Source organism: Chromobacterium sp. CV08 (assembly GCF_051129845.1).
Lineage (GTDB): Bacteria > Pseudomonadota > Gammaproteobacteria > Burkholderiales > Chromobacteriaceae > Chromobacterium.
On sequence record NZ_CP150453.1, the window covers coordinates 2365027 to 2383724 of the forward strand.

Here is an 18698-nt window from a genome sequence, read left to right on the forward strand (position 1 = left end):
CGCTACTGCACCGGATACTCGGTCCAGTCGCCGCCGTCCTGCTGCAGCAGGAAGCGCTTGCCGCTCTGCATCACGATGGAGCTGGCGCTTTCCGACACATACGGCGTGGACGGCAGCCCGCGGGCGAAGTCGGCCGGCTGGTAGTCGGCGCCGAACGGGCTCTTGCTCATCATCCGCGACAAGATGGTGGACACCGCCAGATAGCTGCTGGGCTGGTCTATCCGGACCTGGCTGGGGTGGCCCTGGCCGCCTATCACCTTGACCGCCGCCGGCACGATGGTGATGTGCGGCGTCGGGATTTCGCGCAGGCCGCTGAACTGCTGCTTGTCGCCGCGCAGCGCCGCGCCGTGCTCGGGCACCATCACCAGGATCAGCTTGCGGTGGCTCTTTTCCAGCTGGTCGATGAACTGGGACAGGTCGGCGAACAGACGGTTGGCGCGGTATTTGTAGCTGTCCGTCGTGTTCAGCCCCGGCGCCGACGGGATGCGGTTGCCGTCGTGCAGGCTGATGGTGTTGTAATAGGCCGCCACATGGGCGCTGCCGTCCTGCTGGCGCTGCTCCAGCCAGCGGTTCAGTACCGCGTAGTCGCTGTAGATCGGGCTGTTGTCGAAGGAGCGCAGGCCCACCGGCAGGCCCTGCTGCGACATCAGCGGCTGATTCAGCCTGCCGTCGGTGCGGATCTGCTTCAGGAAGTCGTCGAAGCTGCCGTCGTGGTTCATCGTCAGCTCGGTCTTGAAGCCCAGCGCCGCCAGGTCCTGGAACAGATAGCAGTTGTCCGGCGCGCTCCGGTACAGGTCGGCGTGCTTGGGCTGGCCGCAGCCGGCGCGCAGCACGCGCAGCGCGGCCGGACCGCTGTAAGGCGTCGCGGAATTGAAGTTGCTGAACAGGAAGTCGAAGCGCCCCAGCAACGGGTGCTTGTCCAGGCCTATCGTGCGCAGGTCGTCCCAGGACAGCGAGCAGATGTGCAAGAGCAGCACGTCGAAGCCGGGGTCGGCCAGCGGCCCCTGGAACTTCACCGAGCGCCGGCCCTCGCTGTCGAAGAAGGCGGCCAGCTGCTGGTCCGGCGTCTGCGCGGCGGCTTGCGCGCCGACGGTCGGCGCCGCGGCGCCGCTGTCGGCCACCGCCGCGACCGGCGCTTGCGGCCTGTCCTGCCATAGCTGGCGTCCACTCAGGCCCAGCAGCGAAATCACCACGATGGTGCCCAGCCGCAGATAGCGCGACAGCAGCCAGTAGCCGCACAGCAGGATGACGGCGCCGGTCAGCAGCGACAGCGACAGCAGCCGTCCGGCCAGGTCCAGCAGATAGTGCAGGCTGAAGCCCTTCAGCGTGGACAGCTGTTTCAGCGCGATCTCCGGCGACGGCAGCCAGCTGTCGTGGTAGAGCAGGGCGGCGCCGGCGATCAGCGCCAGCGCGGCGCGGATGCGCAGCCGCGGCTTGCCGGAGACCGGGATCAGCAGCAAGAGCGCGAAGGCGAGGTTGGGCAACGGGTGCAGGTTCAGCGTGCCCTGCCAGGACAGCAGCAGCTTGGCGATGAAGTAGACGCTCCAGGCGCCCAGGCCCAGCGACAGGGGGGCGGCCGGAGGCGGCGCTTCTTGGGTGGCGGTATGGCTGGATTTCATTTGTGGTCCGGCTCGGCGCGCCGGCGCTTGGCCAGCGGCGCGTCATCCTGCTGTTGCAGGCGTTGCAGATAGGGGTGGGGCTGGAAATGGCGCATGCGGCGCAGCAGCAGCCGGCGTATCCACGGCAGCAGCCGCGCGCGCACCTGATAGCCGGCGATGCCGGCCGCCAGCGCGGTCAGCAGCACCATGAATTGCAGCTCGCTCAATTCGGGATTGAACATGGTTTTCCTTCACTTGTCGCCGCGGCGGCGCAAGGGCGTGCGCTGCAGCGACGGGGCGGTGTGGGCCTGGCGGCGGTCGCGCGGGCGCGGCGCCTGCGACAACTGGACGCTCAGGTCCGGCAACTGATCGAAACCGGGCTGCCTGGCCAGCTGGGACAGCGCCAGCAGAATGCTGTCGCTGTCGGCGCTGCGCACCTCCATCTGCGCCACTTCGCCTATCGGCATGCGGAACAGATTGCCCAGCGCGGCGTCGGCGTCGTTTTCGCGACAGGCGAACAGGAATAGATAGGCATGGTCGCGGTCGGCGGTGCACAGGTCGCCGGCGCGCTGGAAGCGGCCCAGCGCCAGCAATTCGGCCGGAGTGGCGCCGATGGCGGGCTGCAGCTGGATCAGCATATTGCTGACGTCGATGGCGCGGCTGCGCTGTACGGCCGCGTCCACCATCTCGACGAAGCGCGCCGGCGGCAGGTAGCCGCGGTCGGCCTCCGGACGGCTGGCGGCGTGCAAGGCGTCGGCCTCGATCTCGCCGCTGCCGTGGTAGACGGCCTGGCGCAGCGCGTGGACGATGCCGGCCAGGCTGGTGAAGCGCAGCTCCGCCGGCAGCACGACATTGGCGCCTAGGCGCAGCAGCAATTGCTCCTCGTTCTGGCGCAGCCGGCGGTTGCCGACCTCGCGCACGATGATTTTCAGCCGCTTGCCGCTTTGCTTGCGCAATTGCGAGACGGCCTGGCCCAGCGCCTCCTTCGTGCTGCCGGCGGAATCCAGCAGCACGGTGGCGGCCACCGCGTCGTGCGCGGCTTCCAGCAATTGCGGCAGGTCGTCGAACAGCCGCCAGTGCGGCGTCGGCGGCGTATTGCCGCTGAGGGCGGCGACGGTGGCCAGCACCTGCAGGGTGTCGGTGGCGAGGCGGGCGGCGCTATTCGCCGCGTCGTCCGGCGCGTCGATGTCCAACTGGGCGCGCAGCACGTGGCGGGGGCTCAGCTCCAGCGTGCGCAGCCTGGCGGTTTCGCCGGGCGCGGCGCCCAACCAGTGCGCGGTCTGCCAGCCGTACAGCCCGTCGCCCAGCGGCTCGGCGTAAGCCATGCCGGCGCAGTCCCGGCCCAGCTGGCTCAAGGCCGCCAGCGCCTCGGCATCCAGCCGGGAGTGGTCCAGCAGCAGCAACAGCGCATGGCCGTGGCGGGCCGCCCAGTGGCTGCAGGCCTGCAATACCCGGCGCGCCAGCGCCGGCTGCTGCAAGGGCAGATAGTCCTCGGCATGATCCAGCACCACCGTCATGCCGCCGGCGGCCGGCTGCAGCGCGTCGCGGCAGCGGGCCAGCTCGTCCAGGCAGGCGGTGATCCGCTGGGCGGAGGGCTTGCTCGGCTGGCGCGGCGACCATAACTGAAGATTGCCGGCGTGGATGCGGCGATCGAGCCAGACGGTGTCCTGCTGCGGCGCCGGCTCCTGCCTGCTGGCGCAGACCAGCGGCTGGCTGCCGGCGGACGGCAGGTTGGAGAACAGCAGCGCCTGGGCCAGGCGCGCTCCGGGCGAAGCGATCAGATAGAGCGCACCGCCGTTCAGGGCGGAGGCCGATGGCGGGATGCCCTCTATGCCCAGGCTTTGGGATATGTCCATTGCGGTATTTTTGTTTTCAGATCATTTAAATAGTATCAGTCACATGATTTGCAATCAAACCACGGGCCTTGCATCCGGCCTGCTGGAGGGGCTGCGCGGCTCGGAAAAAGATCGTGGACAGGCTCTTAAAGATCAGGGCTTTTTGAACCAGATGTCGAGATAGGCCTGGCGATAGGCCTGGTCGTCGTCGATATCGCCGTCTCTTGAATGGGCCAGCAGCTTTTCCCGCGTCACCAGTATCGGCCGGCTGACGAAGCCGCTGGGCGGCTGGCGGGCGAAGCCGCGGTTCAACTCGTCCGCCAGCTGCCAGCCCTGCTGATTGCACGGCTCGGCCACCGTGGCCTTTTGCTGGGAAATGCCCTCCCGGATGCGGTTCATCGCCGAATTGGAACCGTCGCCGGCCGAGATGTTGACGATGTCGGACCGGCCCGCCTGATGCATCGGGAAATTGGTGTTGTCGAAGTACAGATCGTTGATGGCCAGCGTGTGGGTCCAACTGTGGCCGTAGCGGCGCGCCAGCGCCGGCACCAGGGCGGGGATCGCTTGCGCGGCCTTGCTCAGGTCCACATCTTCCACCGACAGCACCTTGCAACGTTTGCAGGCCAGTAGCGCGGCCTTCATCGCGGCGGACTTGCGCATGGCGATGGTGAAGTGCGAGTCGGTCAGGATCACCGCGCCGATGGCACCGGCGCTGCTGCTGATCGCGTAGTCCACCGCGGTCTGCGCGACGGCCAGCGGATCGGTGGTGACATTGGCGAACAGCTCCGCGTTCGGGCCGGGATTGCCGCCGGCGTGCCAGCCGACCGCGGTCTTGCCCATCTGCCGGAGCATCGTCAGTTCCAGATGGAAGCCGGCGCTGTCGGCGCCGATCAGCGCGACGCCGGCGACGTCCTTGTCGGTGGCCTGCAGCAGCAATTGCTCGCGCACCGCTTCGTTGCTGCTCCTGGCGTCGGCCACCTTCACCTGCCAGCGCAGGCGGCCGGCGGCGTTCAGGAAGCTGCGGGTGATCTTGGAGATGCCGCCGTTGCGCAGATCGTAGGCGATCAGCAGCACATGGCGGCCGCCCTGGGCCGGCGGTCCGGCCGCGGGGGCGGCGTAGCCGGTCGTCGACCCCGCGCGGGAGGCCACCGGGGCGGTGGTCAGAATCAGCATCAAAAACCGCAGGAGGATGCGACGTGTCGGCATATTGCTCATGGGCGCTCCGGCAGAGAGTGTGCGCGCAATCGGTTCTCCTGCTGCGGCGTTGATTCTTCTCCTCAAATATAGCAAGCGGCCTGTCCATGATCGGGACGATGCGCCGCCGAGGCGGAAGGGGTCGGTCTGACGGTTAAAACCGGGTATAATCGACCCATTTTTCCATCCAGAAAATCAAGATTCAGCACCATGGAACAACTTGCCAAGAGCTATGAACCGGGCGACCTCGAGCGCCGCTGGTACCAACACTGGGAACAGGCCGGCTACTTCAAGCCGAGCATGGACACCTCCAAGCCGTCCTTCGCCATCCAGCTGCCGCCGCCCAACGTCACCGGCACGTTGCACATGGGCCATGCCTTCAACCAGACCATCATGGATGGCCTGACCCGCTTCTACCGGATGAAGGGCCACAACACCGTATGGGTGCCGGGCACCGACCACGCCGGCATCGCCACCCAGATCGTCGTCGAGCGCCAACTGGCCGACCAGGGCCTGAACCGCCACGACATGGGCCGCGAAGCGTTCACCGGCAAGATCTGGGAGTGGAAGGAAAAGTCCGGCGGCACCATCACCAGCCAGATGCGCCGCGTCGGCTGCTCGGTCGATTGGGACCGCGAATACTTCACGATGGACGACGTCCGCGCCGAAGTGGTGACCGAAGTCTTCGTCCGCCTGTACGAACAAGGCCTGATCTACCGCGGCAAGCGCCTGTCCAACTGGGACGCCAAGCTGGGCACCGCCATCTCCGACCTCGAAGTGGTCTCCGAGGAAGAAGACGGCCACATGTGGCACATCAAGTACCCGGTAGTGGGCCCAGAAGGCAATAGAACAGACGAGTTCGTCACCGTCGCCACCACCCGTCCGGAAACGCTGCTGGGCGACGTGGCCGTGGCCATCGCCCCGGACGACGAGCGCTACCTGCACCTGGTCGGCAAGCAGCTTGAGCTGCCGCTGACCGGCCGCACCATCCCGGTGATCGCCGACAGCTACGTCGACAAGGAATTCGGCACCGGCTTCGTCAAGATCACCCCGGCGCACGACTTCAACGACTACGAAGTGGGCAAGCGCCACAACACCCAGCTGATCAATGTGATGAGCCTGGAAGCCAAGATCCTGGCCAAGGCGCAGATCTTCGGCTTCGACGGCGCCGCCCAGGGCACCATCGAGCTGCCGGCCGCCTACGCCGGCCTCACCGCCCAGGAGGCCCGCAAGGCCATGCTGGCCGATCTGCAAGCCCAGGGCCTGCTGCTGGAAACCAAGCCGCACAAGCTGATGGTGCCGCGCGGCGACCGCACCGGCACCGTGATCGAGCCGCTGCTGACCGACCAATGGTTCGTCGCGATGAACAAGGTGGGCGAAGGCGACCCCACCGGCCAATCGATCGCCGCCAAGGCCATCGAGGCGGTGGAATCCGGCGAAGTGCGCTTCGTGCCGGAAAACTGGGTCAATACCTACAACCAGTGGATGAAGAACATCCAGGACTGGTGCATCTCGCGCCAGCTGTGGTGGGGCCACCAGATCCCGGCCTGGTACGACGAAGACGGCAACATCTACGTCGGCCGCACCGAAGCGGAAGCCCAGGCCAAGGCGCCGGGCAAGACGCTGCGCCGCGAGCAGGACGTGCTGGACACCTGGTTCTCGTCCGCCCTGGTGCCGTTCTCGACGCTGGGCTGGCCGGAAGAAACGCCTGAGCTGAAGGCCTTCCTGACCTCCAACGTGCTGGTGACCGGCTACGAAATCATCTTCTTCTGGGTCGCCCGGATGATCATGATGACCAAGCACTTCACCGGCAAGGTCCCGTTCAAGGACGTCTACATCCACGGCATGGTGCGCGACCACGAAGGCAAGAAGATGTCGAAGTCCGAGGGCAACGTCATCGACCCGGTGGACCTGATCGACGGCATCGCGCTGGAGCCTCTGGTGGAAAAACGCACCACCGGCCTGCGCCGCCCGGAAAAGGCCCCGCAGATCGCCAAGGCCACCGAGAAGCTGTTCCCGGAAGGCATCCCGGCCTACGGCACCGATGCGCTGCGTTTCACCATGGCCAGCTACGCCACGCTGGGCCGCTCGGTCAACTTCGACTTCAAGCGCGCCGAAGGCTACCGCAACTTCTGCAACAAGCTGTGGAACGCCACCCGCTTCGTGATGATGAACGTGGACGGCAAGGACTGCGGCCAGGACGAAAGCCTGCCGCTGGAATACAGCTTCGTCGACCAATGGATCATCGGCCGCCTGCAACAGGCGGAGATCGACGTCACCAACGCGCTGGAAACCTACCGCTTCGACATCGCCGCCCAGGTGATCTACGAATTCATCTGGAACGAGTACTGCGACTGGTACGTGGAACTGGCCAAGGTGCAGATCCAGGGCGGCAACGAAGCCCAGCAGCGCGCCACCCGTCGCACCCTGGTGCGCGTGCTGGAAGTGGCGCTGCGCCTGAACCACCCGCTGATGCCCTTCATCACCGAAGAGCTGTGGCAGACCGTGGCCCCGCTGGCCAACGCGAAGAAGACCGAATCGCTGATGCTGGCCCCGTGGCCGGTGGCGGACGAATCCAAGATCAGCGCCGAAGCCAACGCCCGCATGGACGCGTTCAAGGACATGGTCAACGCGGTGCGCAATCTGCGCGGCGAAATGGGCATAGGCCCGGCCGTCAAGGCGCCGCTGTTCATCGAAACCGCCGACGCTTCGATCGCCGACTTCGTGCCCTACCTGAAGCTGCTGGCCCGTCTGACCGAAGGCACGCTGGTGGCCAAGCTGCCGGAAGACGACGCCCCGGTGGCCATCTCCGGCGAAGCGCGCCTGATGCTGAAGGTGGAAGTGGACAAAGCCGCCGAAACCGCGCGCCTGACCAAGGAGCAGGGCAAGGTGGAAGCCGAGCTGGCCAAGCTGACGGCCAAGCTGGAGAAGCCGGGCTATGTCGACAAGGCGCCGGCGCATTTGGTTGAGCGCGACAAGGCTCAGTTGGCTGAGCTGAATGATAAGTTGGAGAAGATTAGGGCGCAGCTTGTTAAGCTAGCCTGATTTATCTAATCTAAAAGCACGCTTCGGCGTGCTTTTTTATTGTCTACTATTTAGAGGGCGTTTGTATGCTGGAGCGCGTGGTAATAGAAAGATTTAAAAGTATTGAGCGGTTGGACTTGACTCTTGGTAAGGTGAATATTGTTATTGGGTCAAATAATGCCGGTAAAAGTAGCATTCAGCAGGCTATTCAGTTCGCTATTTCAATTGCGCAAACGTCGTCAACCCAAAATGCTTATTGGAACGGAGGGGGGCGGTTCTCGACATCTTTATCGTCGCAAGCACTAATTTACACCCCTATGCGGGATGTTGAGGCTCTTGCCCCTGGTGGAATTCTTCGTGAGGATATTGATAGTGCAATCAAAGTTGAGTTTTACCGTGAAGGTGGGGATTGTTGTGTTGTTTCTATAAGAAAAGGGAGGAATAAAAATATTGCTACCCTGTTGGATGGGCGTGAGTTTGGAGAGGTCTTGCAGGATATATATCACCCTTATTCTATCATAGTTCCTGGCTTGGCTGGAATTCCTGCTTTTGAAGAGTATAAGCCACCTTCTGTGGTTAGAAAAGCTGCAGCTAAAGGTGATTCTAATAATGTGTTTAGAAATATTTTACTTTTGTTGTCTGAAGACGCGGATGCATGGGTGGATTTTCAAGGAATGCTGGGGGAGATATTCCCTGATGTTGAAGTGAATGTGAGCTTTGATCCAGATGTGGATGAACATATTGATGTTAAGATTCAGGTTGCAGACGCCTTGTTGCCTATAGATTCTTGCGGTACAGGTATATTGCAGGTAATTCAAATAATTTCTTACTATTGCTTGTACAAGCCTAGTCTTTTGATATTGGATGAGCCTGATTCGCACCTGCATCCTAATAATCAGAGAGTTTTGGCCAAGTTATTGATGGAGTTGGCTTATTTTGATGATTGTCAGATAATAATATCGACACATTCTAGGCATTTGTTTGATGCATTGAAAGACCATTCTGAGGTTTTTTGGATCAGGAATTCTGAACTTGTCGAAAGTCGTGGTGAAGTGGCAAGAGATGTTTTGTTGGAGCTTGGGGCGCTTGATCGAGGAGAATTGCTCGGAGCTGGACAAATTGATTGTATTGTTCTTACAGAGGATGCAGATGTAAAATACCTTGAAGCTCTTCTTGCTTCTAGTGGGTTTAATATGGATAGGACGCAGGTATGGTCTTATAGTGGTTGTTCAAAAGTTGACTCTGCACTGGCGCTCAATGTATTTATTACTAGACATGCACCGGCTACGCGAGTGATCTTGCATAGGGATCGAGATTTTTTGGATGAGGAACAGGTAAATGATTTTCTGAGAAGGATAGGTGATGGATTGGGAGTTTTTATTACTCGCGGGAATGATATTGAAGCGTACTTTGTAAACTCATCTCATATAAATTCATTGTATCCAGATGTTCCGGTTGCGCGCATAGATGAATTAATTGATGAAGTTTTGCGAGAGCAGGGCGAGAAAATCAAAGAGAAGTTGGTAAATATCAGGTATGATAAAGCGCTTTTAGCTGGGGGAAGGGGAGTGAGGCCTAACCCAGGTTCAATTTCTCGAGATGTTAATCAAGAGTACCGTCACAATCCGAGGCAGTTTTTATTCGGAAAGATTGTTGAGAGAAATCTGCGCAATAAGATTCAGCAAGAAAATGGAGGGGCGGTAGATTTTTGTAGGGCATCTAATTTTTTAGAAGTTCAAGAGCTTTTGGAATTCTCTAGAACTATATGGCCAGCAGCGATGTAGGGAGTGTGCCGCTTATGCTAGGTCCGTAGGTCGGGCTGAATGAAATGAAGCCCAACGTTTACCTAGTTGGTTGGTTAGAATTTTTGTACCCGCTCTGCGGGCGGATGTTTGGGTGCCGGTTCCGCCCGGCTTGACGGGTCCATTTCTTTTGCTCCGCCAAAAGAAATAGACGAAAGAAAAGGCGGCCCAGCAGCACTGCGAAACCCCGTCTTCAAAGCCATTTTCAAGGAGTCGCCGGAACTAGCGGCGCGCTACCGTCGCGCCGCGTCGAACAGCCGGCGACTTAAAACCTTGAAAATGGCTTCGAAGCCGGCTTACGCTGATGGGAGTGGGGCGCGATGGTTCGGTCTTATGCTCTCGAATTTGGTCAGTTTCCCTGTAACCGTTACATTCGTTTTCTACCCTTCTTGTCAGTCTTCCCGTTGTAATTTACTCTTGACCCTTTTTCGTTTGGGTTTTAATCTGGCCAAGTCGTGTTCAATAGCACGGCTGGGTTTGGCGACCCAGACTACACGGCAGGCATGGCATTACCGCATGCTTGCTGTCCTCGTGCGCGCTCATGCACTCCATGGCGGGCCGGGTGGGGAGACCTCCGGGTCTGCCGGGTCCGTGTAGCCGGTTCGCCAACCCCGCTTTGGCCTGCCGCCCCCGTTTGGCGATGTGGGTGGTGGAGTTGGTGAAACTGCACGGAGGTTCACTTCATGGAACATTCCATTTCATCACCCGCGTCCCTGTCTCTGCGGGAATTCACTTTTCTCGATAGTCCCTTTCGTCTTCTCCGCCGCCACAACGGCCTGTGGTTCTTTGCCGACGACGTCGCGGCGGCTATCCAGTGCCGGAGCACCGCCGCACTGCTCGGCAAGCTGAACGAGGAAGAGGTCCGCGCCTTGCTGGTGGGTGAGCAGGAAGTGGTTTGTCTGTCCGAAACCGGCGTTGCCACGGCGATACGGCGCTATCGCAAGCCGGCGGCGCGGCGCTTTCGACGCTGGCTGGAGGACGATTTGCTGCCAGCCTTGCGCGGGGAGGGCGAGGCGATGTTGGCGGCGGACCAACTGGAATGGGCGCTGGCGCTGGCGGCGGAGGCGGCGCGCCAGGTCAGCCGAGCGGTGCTGGATGCGGTATTGGAGAACGGCGAGGCCTGCTGGCAGCATAGCCGCTGGCTGGTGACGCTTGACTATGAGCGGCACAACCGTCAGAAGCATCCGCTGGGACGGATGACAGGCCTGAACAGCGCTGTCTCGACGCTGGACGGCCTGGCCGAGCTGATCGCCGTGCCGGACGGCATGCCGGCCAGCGATACCGAATTGGTGAAATTGGCTGCGGCCTGCCATTTGCGCCTGGCCGAGCGGATGAGCCAACGGGTGGCCGATGAGTGACTCGTAGGGTGCGTCACCCCCAAAGGGGCGACGCACCGTTTGTTTTCCATCTTCTTCAATACGGATCCGGCGAGATGGGTCGGCGGTGCCTTGCTCCTATTTCTCTCCTGAAAAATGCAGTCGGCGCCACTGGCAAAAATTGGCAGAACAAATTCGAAGCAAGCCTTGTCAGATGGGAATAACTTGTGGCGTTGTTCAAATCTGTGCGTGCCATTTTATTAACAGCGAGAATAGCTTGATATCGGTGGTCTTATGTCCTGTCGCTTGGATTGTTTGAATAAGTTTGACCATGCTTCTCTTGTACGGCTCTATACCGATCCGCAAATCCGTGCCTGCCTTGGTGGTCCGGTTGAGATTGGCATTGCAGAAGAGCGCGCTGGCGCTCTTTACCTGAATCAACGTGAGTTACCCGCCTGGGCTATCCGTCGATCAGATATGTCGGACTCTCGTTTGCTTGGCATGATATCGCTTGACCCACACCATGATGGTTTGGATATCGAGGTGTCTTATGAGCTTTTGCCAGAATATTGGGGGCAAGGTTATGCCGATGCCGCCTTGAAAATGGTATTGCGCCATGCACGTGAGACCCTCCATATGCGCCGGCTGGTTGCTGAAACGCAAGCTCGGAATCATGCATCCATCCGTTTGCTAAGACGTAATGGTTTCCGCTTGGAAAAGACTTTGATGCGATTTGATGCTATTCAATATTTTTATTCGATTGAGCTGAGCGCTCATGGATAGTTTCGCAAGGTAGGTCAATTTTATGAATTCATTGCACGGAGAGTAGGGGGCGTCACCCCCTTCTTGGCGGCGCGACGCACCCTAGCTGGCGGAACAAGGAGGAGGTCCGCGCCATGCCGCTGGGCAGTGGGGAGGTGGTGTGCCGGCTGGAAACCGGCGTGGCCACTCAAACCATTACGAACTTGGGTGGTTATAGCGTCAGACGGCCTTCAATGCAGCTTACGGCATTGCCGCCTATCCACACATCGTCGCCCACCTGTTCTACCTCGATGCGCCCGGCGCGCCCCATGCTCAAGCCCTGGCTGACGCGATAGCGCGCTGGCGTCATTCCGGTCCCCAGCAACCACTGGGCAATGCCGGCGTTCAGGCTGCCCGTGGCTGGGTCCTCGGGCATGCCATCGCCGGCGATAAAGGCCCTCACCTCGAACTGCGCATCGCTATCGTCATGCTGCGGATCGCAAGGCGCAATCACCCCCACCGCCAGCCCGCTCAACGCCGGATAGTCGGGTTTGAGGTCCAGTACCTGCTGACGTTTGGCGAGCATCACGGCCAGCCAACCGGCGCCGTTGTCGACCCACTGGGCATCAACAATCTCCCCAGGCGCCAAGCGCAGTCCCAGGCGAACCCGCTCCAGAAGCTCGGCAGCCACTGGCCCGGAGCGCAGCAAGGGCGGCGCAAGAAACGCCAGCTGCCCCTTCTGGCGGCGAATCCGAACCAGTCCCACCTCGCATTCCTGGATGACATCCTCGCCCTGCGGTATCCCGCCGGACTCCAACCAGGCGTGGCAGCTGCCCAGGGTCGGATGGCCAGCGAACGGCAGTTCCTCCAGCGTTGTGAAGATCCTCAGGCGGTAGTCGGCGCGCGGGTCCCTGGGCTGGAGGATGAAGGTGGTTTCGCTGAGATTGGTCCAGTTGGCAAAGAGCGCCATCTGCCGGTCATCGAGCCCATCAGCATCGAACACTACGGCCACCGGGTTGCCCTTAAGAGGGGTTGAACTGAAGACATCGACCTGCTTGAAGTTCATGGAGTGTTCTGTTCGTGCACGGGTAGGAGCGCTAGTCTACGCGCAATTTCCGATGTGCCGCTGTAAATGGAAATCATATTTGTCTTCGATTTCCCATTTCAGAAAGATTTCTTGCCAGCCAGTCTCGCGATTTGACCTGTTAGCCCATGCTCGCGATCTTTTTTGCCGGACTTTTCGTCAACCTTAACCTGGTTCCAGGGGATGTCTGATCTTCTTCTGTTCAACGGACTCACAGTTTGCCTATGCGCCGATGGACTCTGACCAACCCGCGCTACATGGCAGGCCGTGGCTTGCCAGCTGCGATTGGCGGAGTGGGTGACCTTGCGGGGCGGGAGTAAGTGAGAGCGGGGTGCGTCACCCCAATGGCGCGATGCACCGTTTGTTTACAAAGCCCGAACCCATTGGCGGTGTCGTGGTCTATTTACTTAATGCTGCTATGCTGTGGCTAAAGCAGCCTCCATGCTGGTTTCTCGATCGCTCTCCCAGAACGGTTGTCCGCCTTGTCCCGGCCAAGCCTTTGCCCGGCGAGGCAGGCGGCTGTTCTTCAACAATAAGGAAAATCCATTGATTCACAACACGATTCCGCGCTGGACCATTGTCACCCCTGTCCTGGCCTGGGCCGCCATCGCCGCGTCTTCGGCGGCGGGCGGGCACGCACTCTATCTGACGCTGCTGGCGGTGTTGCTGGCGGGAACGGTATTCGCCGCCGTGCACCACGCCGAGGTGGTGGCGCATAAGGTGGGCGAGCCCTTCGGCACGCTGATCCTGGCGCTGGCGGTGACGGTGATCGAGGTGGCGCTGATCATCTCCTTCATGCTGGGCGGCGGCGAGGAGAAGCTGGCGCTGGCGCGGGACACCATTTTTTCCGCCATCATGATCACCTGCAACGGCATTCTGGGCATCTGCCTGCTGTTGGGCGGCCTGCGCCATCGCGAGCAGAATTTCCAGCTCAGCGGCGCCAAGGCGGCCCTGACCGTGCTAGCGGCGATTTCGGTGCTGGCGCTGGTGCTCCCCAATTACGGCACCAGCCAGCCGGGCCCTTTACTGTCGTCGTCGCAGCTGGCGTTCACCGGCGTGGTGTCGCTGGTGCTGTACGGCGCTTTCGTGTTTGTGCAAACCATACGCCACCGCGATTATTTCCTGGTGGAAGGCAGCCATGACGAGGACGAGCACGCGCCGCCGCCGTCCAACGGGGTGGCCTTGCTCAGCGTGGCGATACTGCTGGTTTGCCTGGTCGCGGTGGTGACGCTGGCCAAGCTGCTGTCGCCGTCGATCGAGAGTTTCGTGGCGGCCGCCGGCGCGCCGGCGGCGGTCGTGGGCATCATCATCGCGTCCCTGGTGCTGCTGCCGGAGGGGCTGGCCGCCGCCAACGCGGCGCGAGCGGACCGGGTGCAGACCAGCCTGAATCTGGCCCTGGGTTCGGCGCTGGCTTCCATAGGCCTGACCATTCCGACGGTGGCGCTGATTTTCGTGTTCATGGGCGATCCGTTGATCCTCGGTCTGGAGATCAAGGAAACCATCTTCCTGCTGCTGACGCTGGTGGCATGCTCATTGTCGCTGTCGGTAGGACGCACGACGATTCTGCAGGGCATCGTTCACCTGGTGATCTTCGCGTCTTTCGTGTTCTTCGCGATCAGCCCCTGAGCGGGTCTTTCCGAGACAAGGCAAAAGCCGCCGGCATCTGTGCCGGCGGCTTTTCTGTTTATCGGCGGTGTTCTTGACGATGGAGTGTTGTTGGCGGCGCATCGCCAACGGTGCGTCGCCCAGCAGTGCGTCGCCCCTTGGGGCGGCGCACCACCGGTGGGCGGCGTATTCGCTCAGACCGAGGTGAGCAGGGCGTCGGCCTGGTAGCTGGCGGTCTCGACGCCGGAGGCCGAGCTGAACGTCACCTGGAAGCGGCGGCCTATCTGTTTGATGGCCAAGACTTTGAACGAGACGATCAGATTGTCGATTTGCTGGGTGATCAGGTCACCCTGTTTCAGTTCCTGAATTTTCATGGTTTATATTCCGATGGCCATGCCTTCGGCATGGCGTGCGATTGTTAAAGCGCGTCCGTTCGGCAAGGACGGCTTGCGATATTTTCATGAGTTCTGCCCGGATGTCTGTAGGCTGCGAGACAAGGAATGCAATCGGTCGCCGTATTCGGCGCGTTCGCGCTCGGCGGCTTGCAATGGCTGCTGGCTAGGCTTGTGACAACTACCTTCGGGGGCCAACGACTGATGATTTGAGGAAGACTTGGCTTGGGAAGAGGAGCTTGACGGCTCTTTGAGCTGGACAACATGAAGCGATTTCTGAGGATTCTGCCGTTAATTTTCTGATTTGTCAATATTTTTCAAATGTCAATGGCGCCGCCTCGATAAAGTGCGGCCGGAGGAGGGGGAGGGCCGGGCGCGTCGCTTCGGCGGCGCTGGACGACGTTCGCGCCGCCGCGGCCATCACTTGGCGTTGGTTTTCAGATTGTTCAGCGAGGCTTCCAGCGTCTTGATCCGGCCTATCGATTCGTCGACCAGATCGGCGATTTCCTTCGACGACTTCGTCGATTCGACCGACAGCTTTCTGACCTCGTCGGCCACCACCGCGAAGCCGCGGCCCATCTCGCCGGCGCGCGCGGCCTCGATGGCGGCGTTCAGCGCCAGCAGATTGGTCTGAGCGGCGATGTCGTTGATGGTACCGATGATGGACGAGATTTTCTCGCTGGACGAAATGACCTGGCGCATTTCCTGATCGGTCACGCGTTCCGCCTCCATCTTGGCGGTGACGTCTACGCCGTAGGTGACGATATTCTTGACCACGCCCTGCTGGGAGGTCAGCGGGCAGACGGTGACGTTCATCAGCACCATTGATCCGTCCTTCTTCCGCATCTTGAACTCTTCGGTCAGCATCTCGCCGTTCAGCGCGCGGCTGAAATTCTCCGACCCTATGATTTCCGACAGCGGGCGGGCGTGTTGCTGCAGTTCCTCATTGTCCTTCAGTTCGAGATGGGAAACCATGTAGTCATTGGCTTGCAGCACCTTGCCCTCGGTGTTCCACTCGCAGATGGCGTTGGACATGCCTATCGCGGCGAATTTCTTGCTGTATTCCTCTTCCCGCTCCTTGGTTTCGGTGATGTCGGCCTGGATGGAGATGTAGTTCGCCAGATGCCCGGTCTCGTCGAACACCGGGTTGATGGCCAGCGAAACCCAATACGGTTTGCCGGCCTTGGTGTAGTTGAGGATTTCGCCGTGGAACGGGCGTTGCTCGCGCAGGCAGGCGCCGATTCTCTTGACGGTGTCCGGATGGGTTTCCTCGCCTTGCAGGACATGGCCCGGTTTCTTGCCTATGATCTCGTCCGCCGCGTAGCCGCTCATTTTCGTGAACCCGTCGTTGGCGAAGATGATCACGCCGTTCCGGTCCGCCACCAGCGCCGCATTGTCGGTCTGGTTGATGATCAGCGACATCAGCTTGCTGGAGTTTCTCGCCTTGACGGCCTCGGTGACGTCGGTCGCGTATTTGACGATTTTGATGACTTTGCCGTCGGGGTCGAAGATGGGGTTGTAGGTCGCCTGGATCCAGACCTTGCGGCCGTGCTTCGCCACGCGGCAGAACTCGCCCTCGTGGAACGCGCCGCTTCTCAGGCTGCTCCAGAATGCCTGGTATGCCTCGCCTTGGCTTTCCTCCGCTAGCACGAACATTCTGTGGTGCTTGCCTATGATTTCCTGCTCGTCGTAATCCAGCGCGCGGCAGAAATTCTGGTTGGCGCGCAGTACGAAGCCGTCGGTGCTGAATTCGATCACCGCCTGCGAACGGTTGATGGCCTCGATCTGGCCCTTGCGGTCGGCGGCGATCATCACCTCGCCGGTGATGTCGGTGGCGAACTTGATGACGCTGACGACTCTGCCGCCTTTGCGGATCGGGATGTAGGAGGCCTGTATCCACACGTCCTGCCGGTTCTTGGCCACGCGCCGGAATTGCGCCGTCTGGGGTTTGCCATGGCGCAGATCGGTCCAGAACTGCTGATAGGCGGGATTGTTCCTGTCGCCATCCGACAAGAACATGCTGTGATGCCTGCCGACCACCTCGTCCAGCGAATAGCCCAGCAAGTCGAGGAAGATGGCGTTGGCACCGATGATGGTGCCGTCGGGCTTGAACTGTATGACCGCCTGCGCGTTGTCGATCGCTTGGACGATGTCCCGATAACTGCCGGTTCTTGAGAAATATTTGGAGAGTTCCATTTTTCTTTTCCCGTATCTTGGCTGGCGAGCGTTGGCGCCGTCTGTCGACAAGCCGTTGGCATGTCCTGCTCACCCTATCGTTCTAGATCAGCCGCTTTTTATTTTCTTGGCATTTTTCAGGCGTAATGATGGTATTTGAATGGTTTGTCGTGCCGGTCATGCTTGGCTTTCGTCCCGGCCTGGCCGCTTGCCGCGGACTATGATGAAGACACGCGGGGCTTCCTGCGCGACGAGTCCGGCAGCAAGCCACCGTACGGCGATGCCCGATGAAGCGATCACGCGACACCGACCTTGGATACGGGACTTCGTGCCGAAGCCATGGGTGAATGATCATGAAGAAAGCGATGATGGTTTCCCTGCTGGCCCTCTCCGGCGTGTGCCATGCCGGAGGCGGGGGCGGGTATGGCGGCGTGCCGTCCTTGGCGGAGCCGTTCATGCATGTGAACGAGTGCCTGGACAAGCATGGCAGGGAGATCGGCGGCACGGTGGAGCAGAAGAAGGCGGGGCGGTGCGAGATCGTCGGGGTCGAGGCGATCGACAAGAAGAATGCCGAATTCGTCAAACGATGACGGCATGATGGGGATGGCGCCGCTGTCGGCCGCTTCCGTCCCCGTCGTTCATTGCGCCGGCATCGGGCCGGCCATTCGCGTCGGAGGCTTGCAATGCTGAGGGGAAGCTGCTTGTGCGGCAGCGTGCGCTACGCGGTGCCGGACGCGTTTCTGTACGCGCTCAACTGCCATTGCGGCGATTGCCGCCGGGCCACCGGCGCCGCCTGCAAGCCTTTTGCCGGCATAGAGCGGAGCAAGCTCGACCTGCTGCAGGGGCGGGATGAGGCCTTGGTCTACGGCGACGACAAGGCGCACGACGTCCGTTGCCGGCGCTGCGGCTCGCTGCTGTATTCGGTGGTGCGCGACGGCGAATTCGTCCACGTCGCCCTCGGCACCTTGCTGGACGCGCCCGGCATAAGGCCGTCCGCGCACATCTTCGTGGCCTCCAAGGCCCCTTGGCACACGATCACCGACGATTTGCCGCAGTACCCGGAATTTCCTCCGGATTGAGCGGCCCGTCCGTGACGATGACGGCAGCCGGAGCCGGCTGCGCTTGCTTGTCGCGGCCGCTCTGCTTATCGTGTCGGTTTTGCTCGGTCTGCGTCCACGCCATGTCCCGTCCTCAAGTCGAATTGCTGCATTACGGCAGCGACAGCGTCCGCCATGCCCATGACGATCACCAGCAATGGGTGATAGGCCTGGAGGGGGCGCTGGAGCTGGAGTTGGACGGCGTGTCCTACCGCAACGCCGCCGGCGAGGCGGTGTGCATTCCGGCCGGTGTGGCCCATTGCTATGCCGGCGCCGCCGGCAATCGGCAGCTGGTGTTGAATCTGCCCGCTTGCGGCGGCGCGGCGCGCCAGCTGACGCTGCCGCCGGCCGCGCGGGAGCTGGCGCAATGGGCGGCGCGGCATCCGCCGGCCGAGGCCGGCCAGTCGGCGCTGGCCGGATTGTTGCTGGGCTGGCTGGCGCCGTCCGAACCGACCGCCTTTCTGCTGGCGCCGCGGCTGGACCGTTTCCTGGCAAGCCGGCTGGCGCGGCCGCTGACGGTGGCGGACATGGCGGCGGCCTGCCACCTCTCGGCCAGCCACTTGCATGCGCGGCTGAAGGCGGAGACCGGACTGACGCCGATGGCCTACCTGTGCCGGATGCGGATGGAGCGGGCGCGCCGCCTGCTGCGGACCGGGTCCGGCAGCGTGCTGGATGTGGCGCTGCAGGTCGGCTATCAGTCGGCGTCGGCGTTCGGCGCCGCCTACCGGCTGCATTTCGGTGAGCCGCCCAGCGCCGGGCGCGGCAGAGTCCGGCGCGTCTAGAGCGTAGTCCGGCGAGCGCGCCGCGGGCCGCGTCTTGCCATACTCTCCGGCTG

Annotated in this window: 14 protein-coding genes and 2 pseudogenes; 8 read left to right on the forward strand and 8 right to left on the reverse strand. The window is 61.4% G+C overall.

The window, feature by feature from the left end; genetic code table 11:
* Positions 1–2 precede the first annotated feature (2 nt).
* The 4 genes from bcsG to WNM05_RS11140 form a co-directional block, all read right to left on the reverse strand.
* The gene (bcsG, locus tag WNM05_RS11125) at positions 3–1619 is read right to left on the reverse strand and encodes a cellulose biosynthesis protein BcsG (protein ID WP_434635053.1); all 1617 of its coding nucleotides are present in this window, start codon (positions 1617–1619) and stop codon (positions 3–5) included.
* Positions 1616–1840 (reverse strand): hypothetical protein, encoded by a 225-nt coding sequence (locus WNM05_RS11130; protein WP_434635055.1) that lies wholly within the window; start codon positions 1838–1840, stop codon positions 1616–1618. The genes bcsG and WNM05_RS11130 overlap by 4 nt, the downstream gene beginning before the upstream one ends.
* A gap of 9 nt (positions 1841–1849) precedes the next feature.
* Entirely contained in the window at positions 1850–3454 is a 1605-nt protein-coding gene (gene bcsE, locus WNM05_RS11135) for a cellulose biosynthesis protein BcsE (RefSeq protein ID WP_434635056.1), read from the reverse strand.
* A 132-nt stretch (positions 3455–3586) separates the two neighbouring features.
* Complete coding sequence (locus WNM05_RS11140) at positions 3587–4606, reverse strand: substrate-binding domain-containing protein (RefSeq protein WP_434635057.1); 1020 nt, start codon at positions 4604–4606, stop codon at positions 3587–3589.
* Positions 4607–4837: 231 nt separating this feature from the next.
* Between WNM05_RS11140 and WNM05_RS11145 the strand changes: the two genes are divergently transcribed.
* The 4 genes from WNM05_RS11145 to WNM05_RS11160 all read left to right on the forward strand — a co-directional run bounded on the left by WNM05_RS11145 (position 4838) and on the right by WNM05_RS11160 (position 11552).
* Positions 4838–7672, forward strand: coding sequence for a valine--tRNA ligase (locus WNM05_RS11145; RefSeq protein WP_434635058.1), 2835 nt, complete (start codon positions 4838–4840; stop codon positions 7670–7672).
* Between the two features lie 65 nt (positions 7673–7737).
* Positions 7738–9435 (forward strand): AAA family ATPase, encoded by a 1698-nt coding sequence (locus WNM05_RS11150; protein ID WP_434635059.1) that lies wholly within the window; start codon positions 7738–7740, stop codon positions 9433–9435.
* Positions 9436–10136: 701 nt separating this feature from the next.
* Complete coding sequence (locus WNM05_RS11155) at positions 10137–10811, forward strand: BRO-N domain-containing protein (protein WP_434635060.1); 675 nt, start codon at positions 10137–10139, stop codon at positions 10809–10811.
* Positions 10812–11084: 273 nt separating this feature from the next.
* Positions 11085–11552, forward strand: a complete 468-nt coding sequence (locus tag WNM05_RS11160) for a GNAT family N-acetyltransferase (RefSeq protein ID WP_434635061.1) — start codon at positions 11085–11087, stop codon at positions 11550–11552.
* A gap of 190 nt (positions 11553–11742) precedes the next feature.
* Here WNM05_RS11160 and WNM05_RS11165 read toward each other — a convergent pair whose 3' ends face one another.
* A complete protein-coding gene (locus tag WNM05_RS11165) occupies positions 11743–12576 on the reverse strand; it encodes a PhzF family phenazine biosynthesis protein (protein ID WP_434635062.1) in 834 nt (277 codons plus the stop codon).
* Between the two features lie 564 nt (positions 12577–13140).
* Here WNM05_RS11165 and WNM05_RS11170 point away from each other — a divergent pair.
* The gene (locus WNM05_RS11170; RefSeq protein ID WP_434635064.1) at positions 13141–14220 is read left to right on the forward strand and encodes a calcium:proton antiporter; all 1080 of its coding nucleotides are present in this window, start codon (positions 13141–13143) and stop codon (positions 14218–14220) included.
* 173 nt (positions 14221–14393) lie between these two features.
* Here the strand turns inward: WNM05_RS11170 and WNM05_RS11175 are convergent, their stop codons facing one another.
* The 3 genes and pseudogenes from WNM05_RS11175 to WNM05_RS11185 form a co-directional block, all read right to left on the reverse strand.
* Entirely contained in the window at positions 14394–14573 is a 180-nt protein-coding gene (locus WNM05_RS11175; RefSeq protein WP_434635065.1) for a hypothetical protein, read from the reverse strand.
* Between the two features lie 507 nt (positions 14574–15080).
* A pseudogene (locus tag WNM05_RS11180) lies at positions 15081–15248 on the reverse strand (methyl-accepting chemotaxis protein); the annotation flags it as partial.
* Positions 15249–15338: 90 nt separating this feature from the next.
* A pseudogene (locus WNM05_RS11185) lies at positions 15339–16787 on the reverse strand (PAS domain S-box protein); the annotation flags it as partial.
* A 332-nt stretch (positions 16788–17119) separates the two neighbouring features.
* Here WNM05_RS11185 and WNM05_RS11190 point away from each other — a divergent pair.
* The 3 genes from WNM05_RS11190 (at position 17120) to WNM05_RS11200 (ending at position 18645) form a co-directional block, all read left to right on the forward strand.
* Positions 17120–17356 carry a hypothetical protein gene (locus tag WNM05_RS11190; RefSeq protein ID WP_434635067.1) on the forward strand — a complete coding sequence of 79 codons (237 nt, stop codon included), beginning with the start codon at positions 17120–17122 and terminating at the stop codon, positions 17354–17356.
* A 93-nt stretch (positions 17357–17449) separates the two neighbouring features.
* Positions 17450–17845 (forward strand): GFA family protein, encoded by a 396-nt coding sequence (locus WNM05_RS11195; protein ID WP_434635068.1) that lies wholly within the window; start codon positions 17450–17452, stop codon positions 17843–17845.
* 101 nt (positions 17846–17946) lie between these two features.
* Positions 17947–18645, forward strand: coding sequence for an AraC family transcriptional regulator (locus tag WNM05_RS11200; protein ID WP_434635069.1), 699 nt, complete (start codon positions 17947–17949; stop codon positions 18643–18645).
* The last annotated feature ends 53 nt before the right edge of the window (positions 18646–18698 follow it).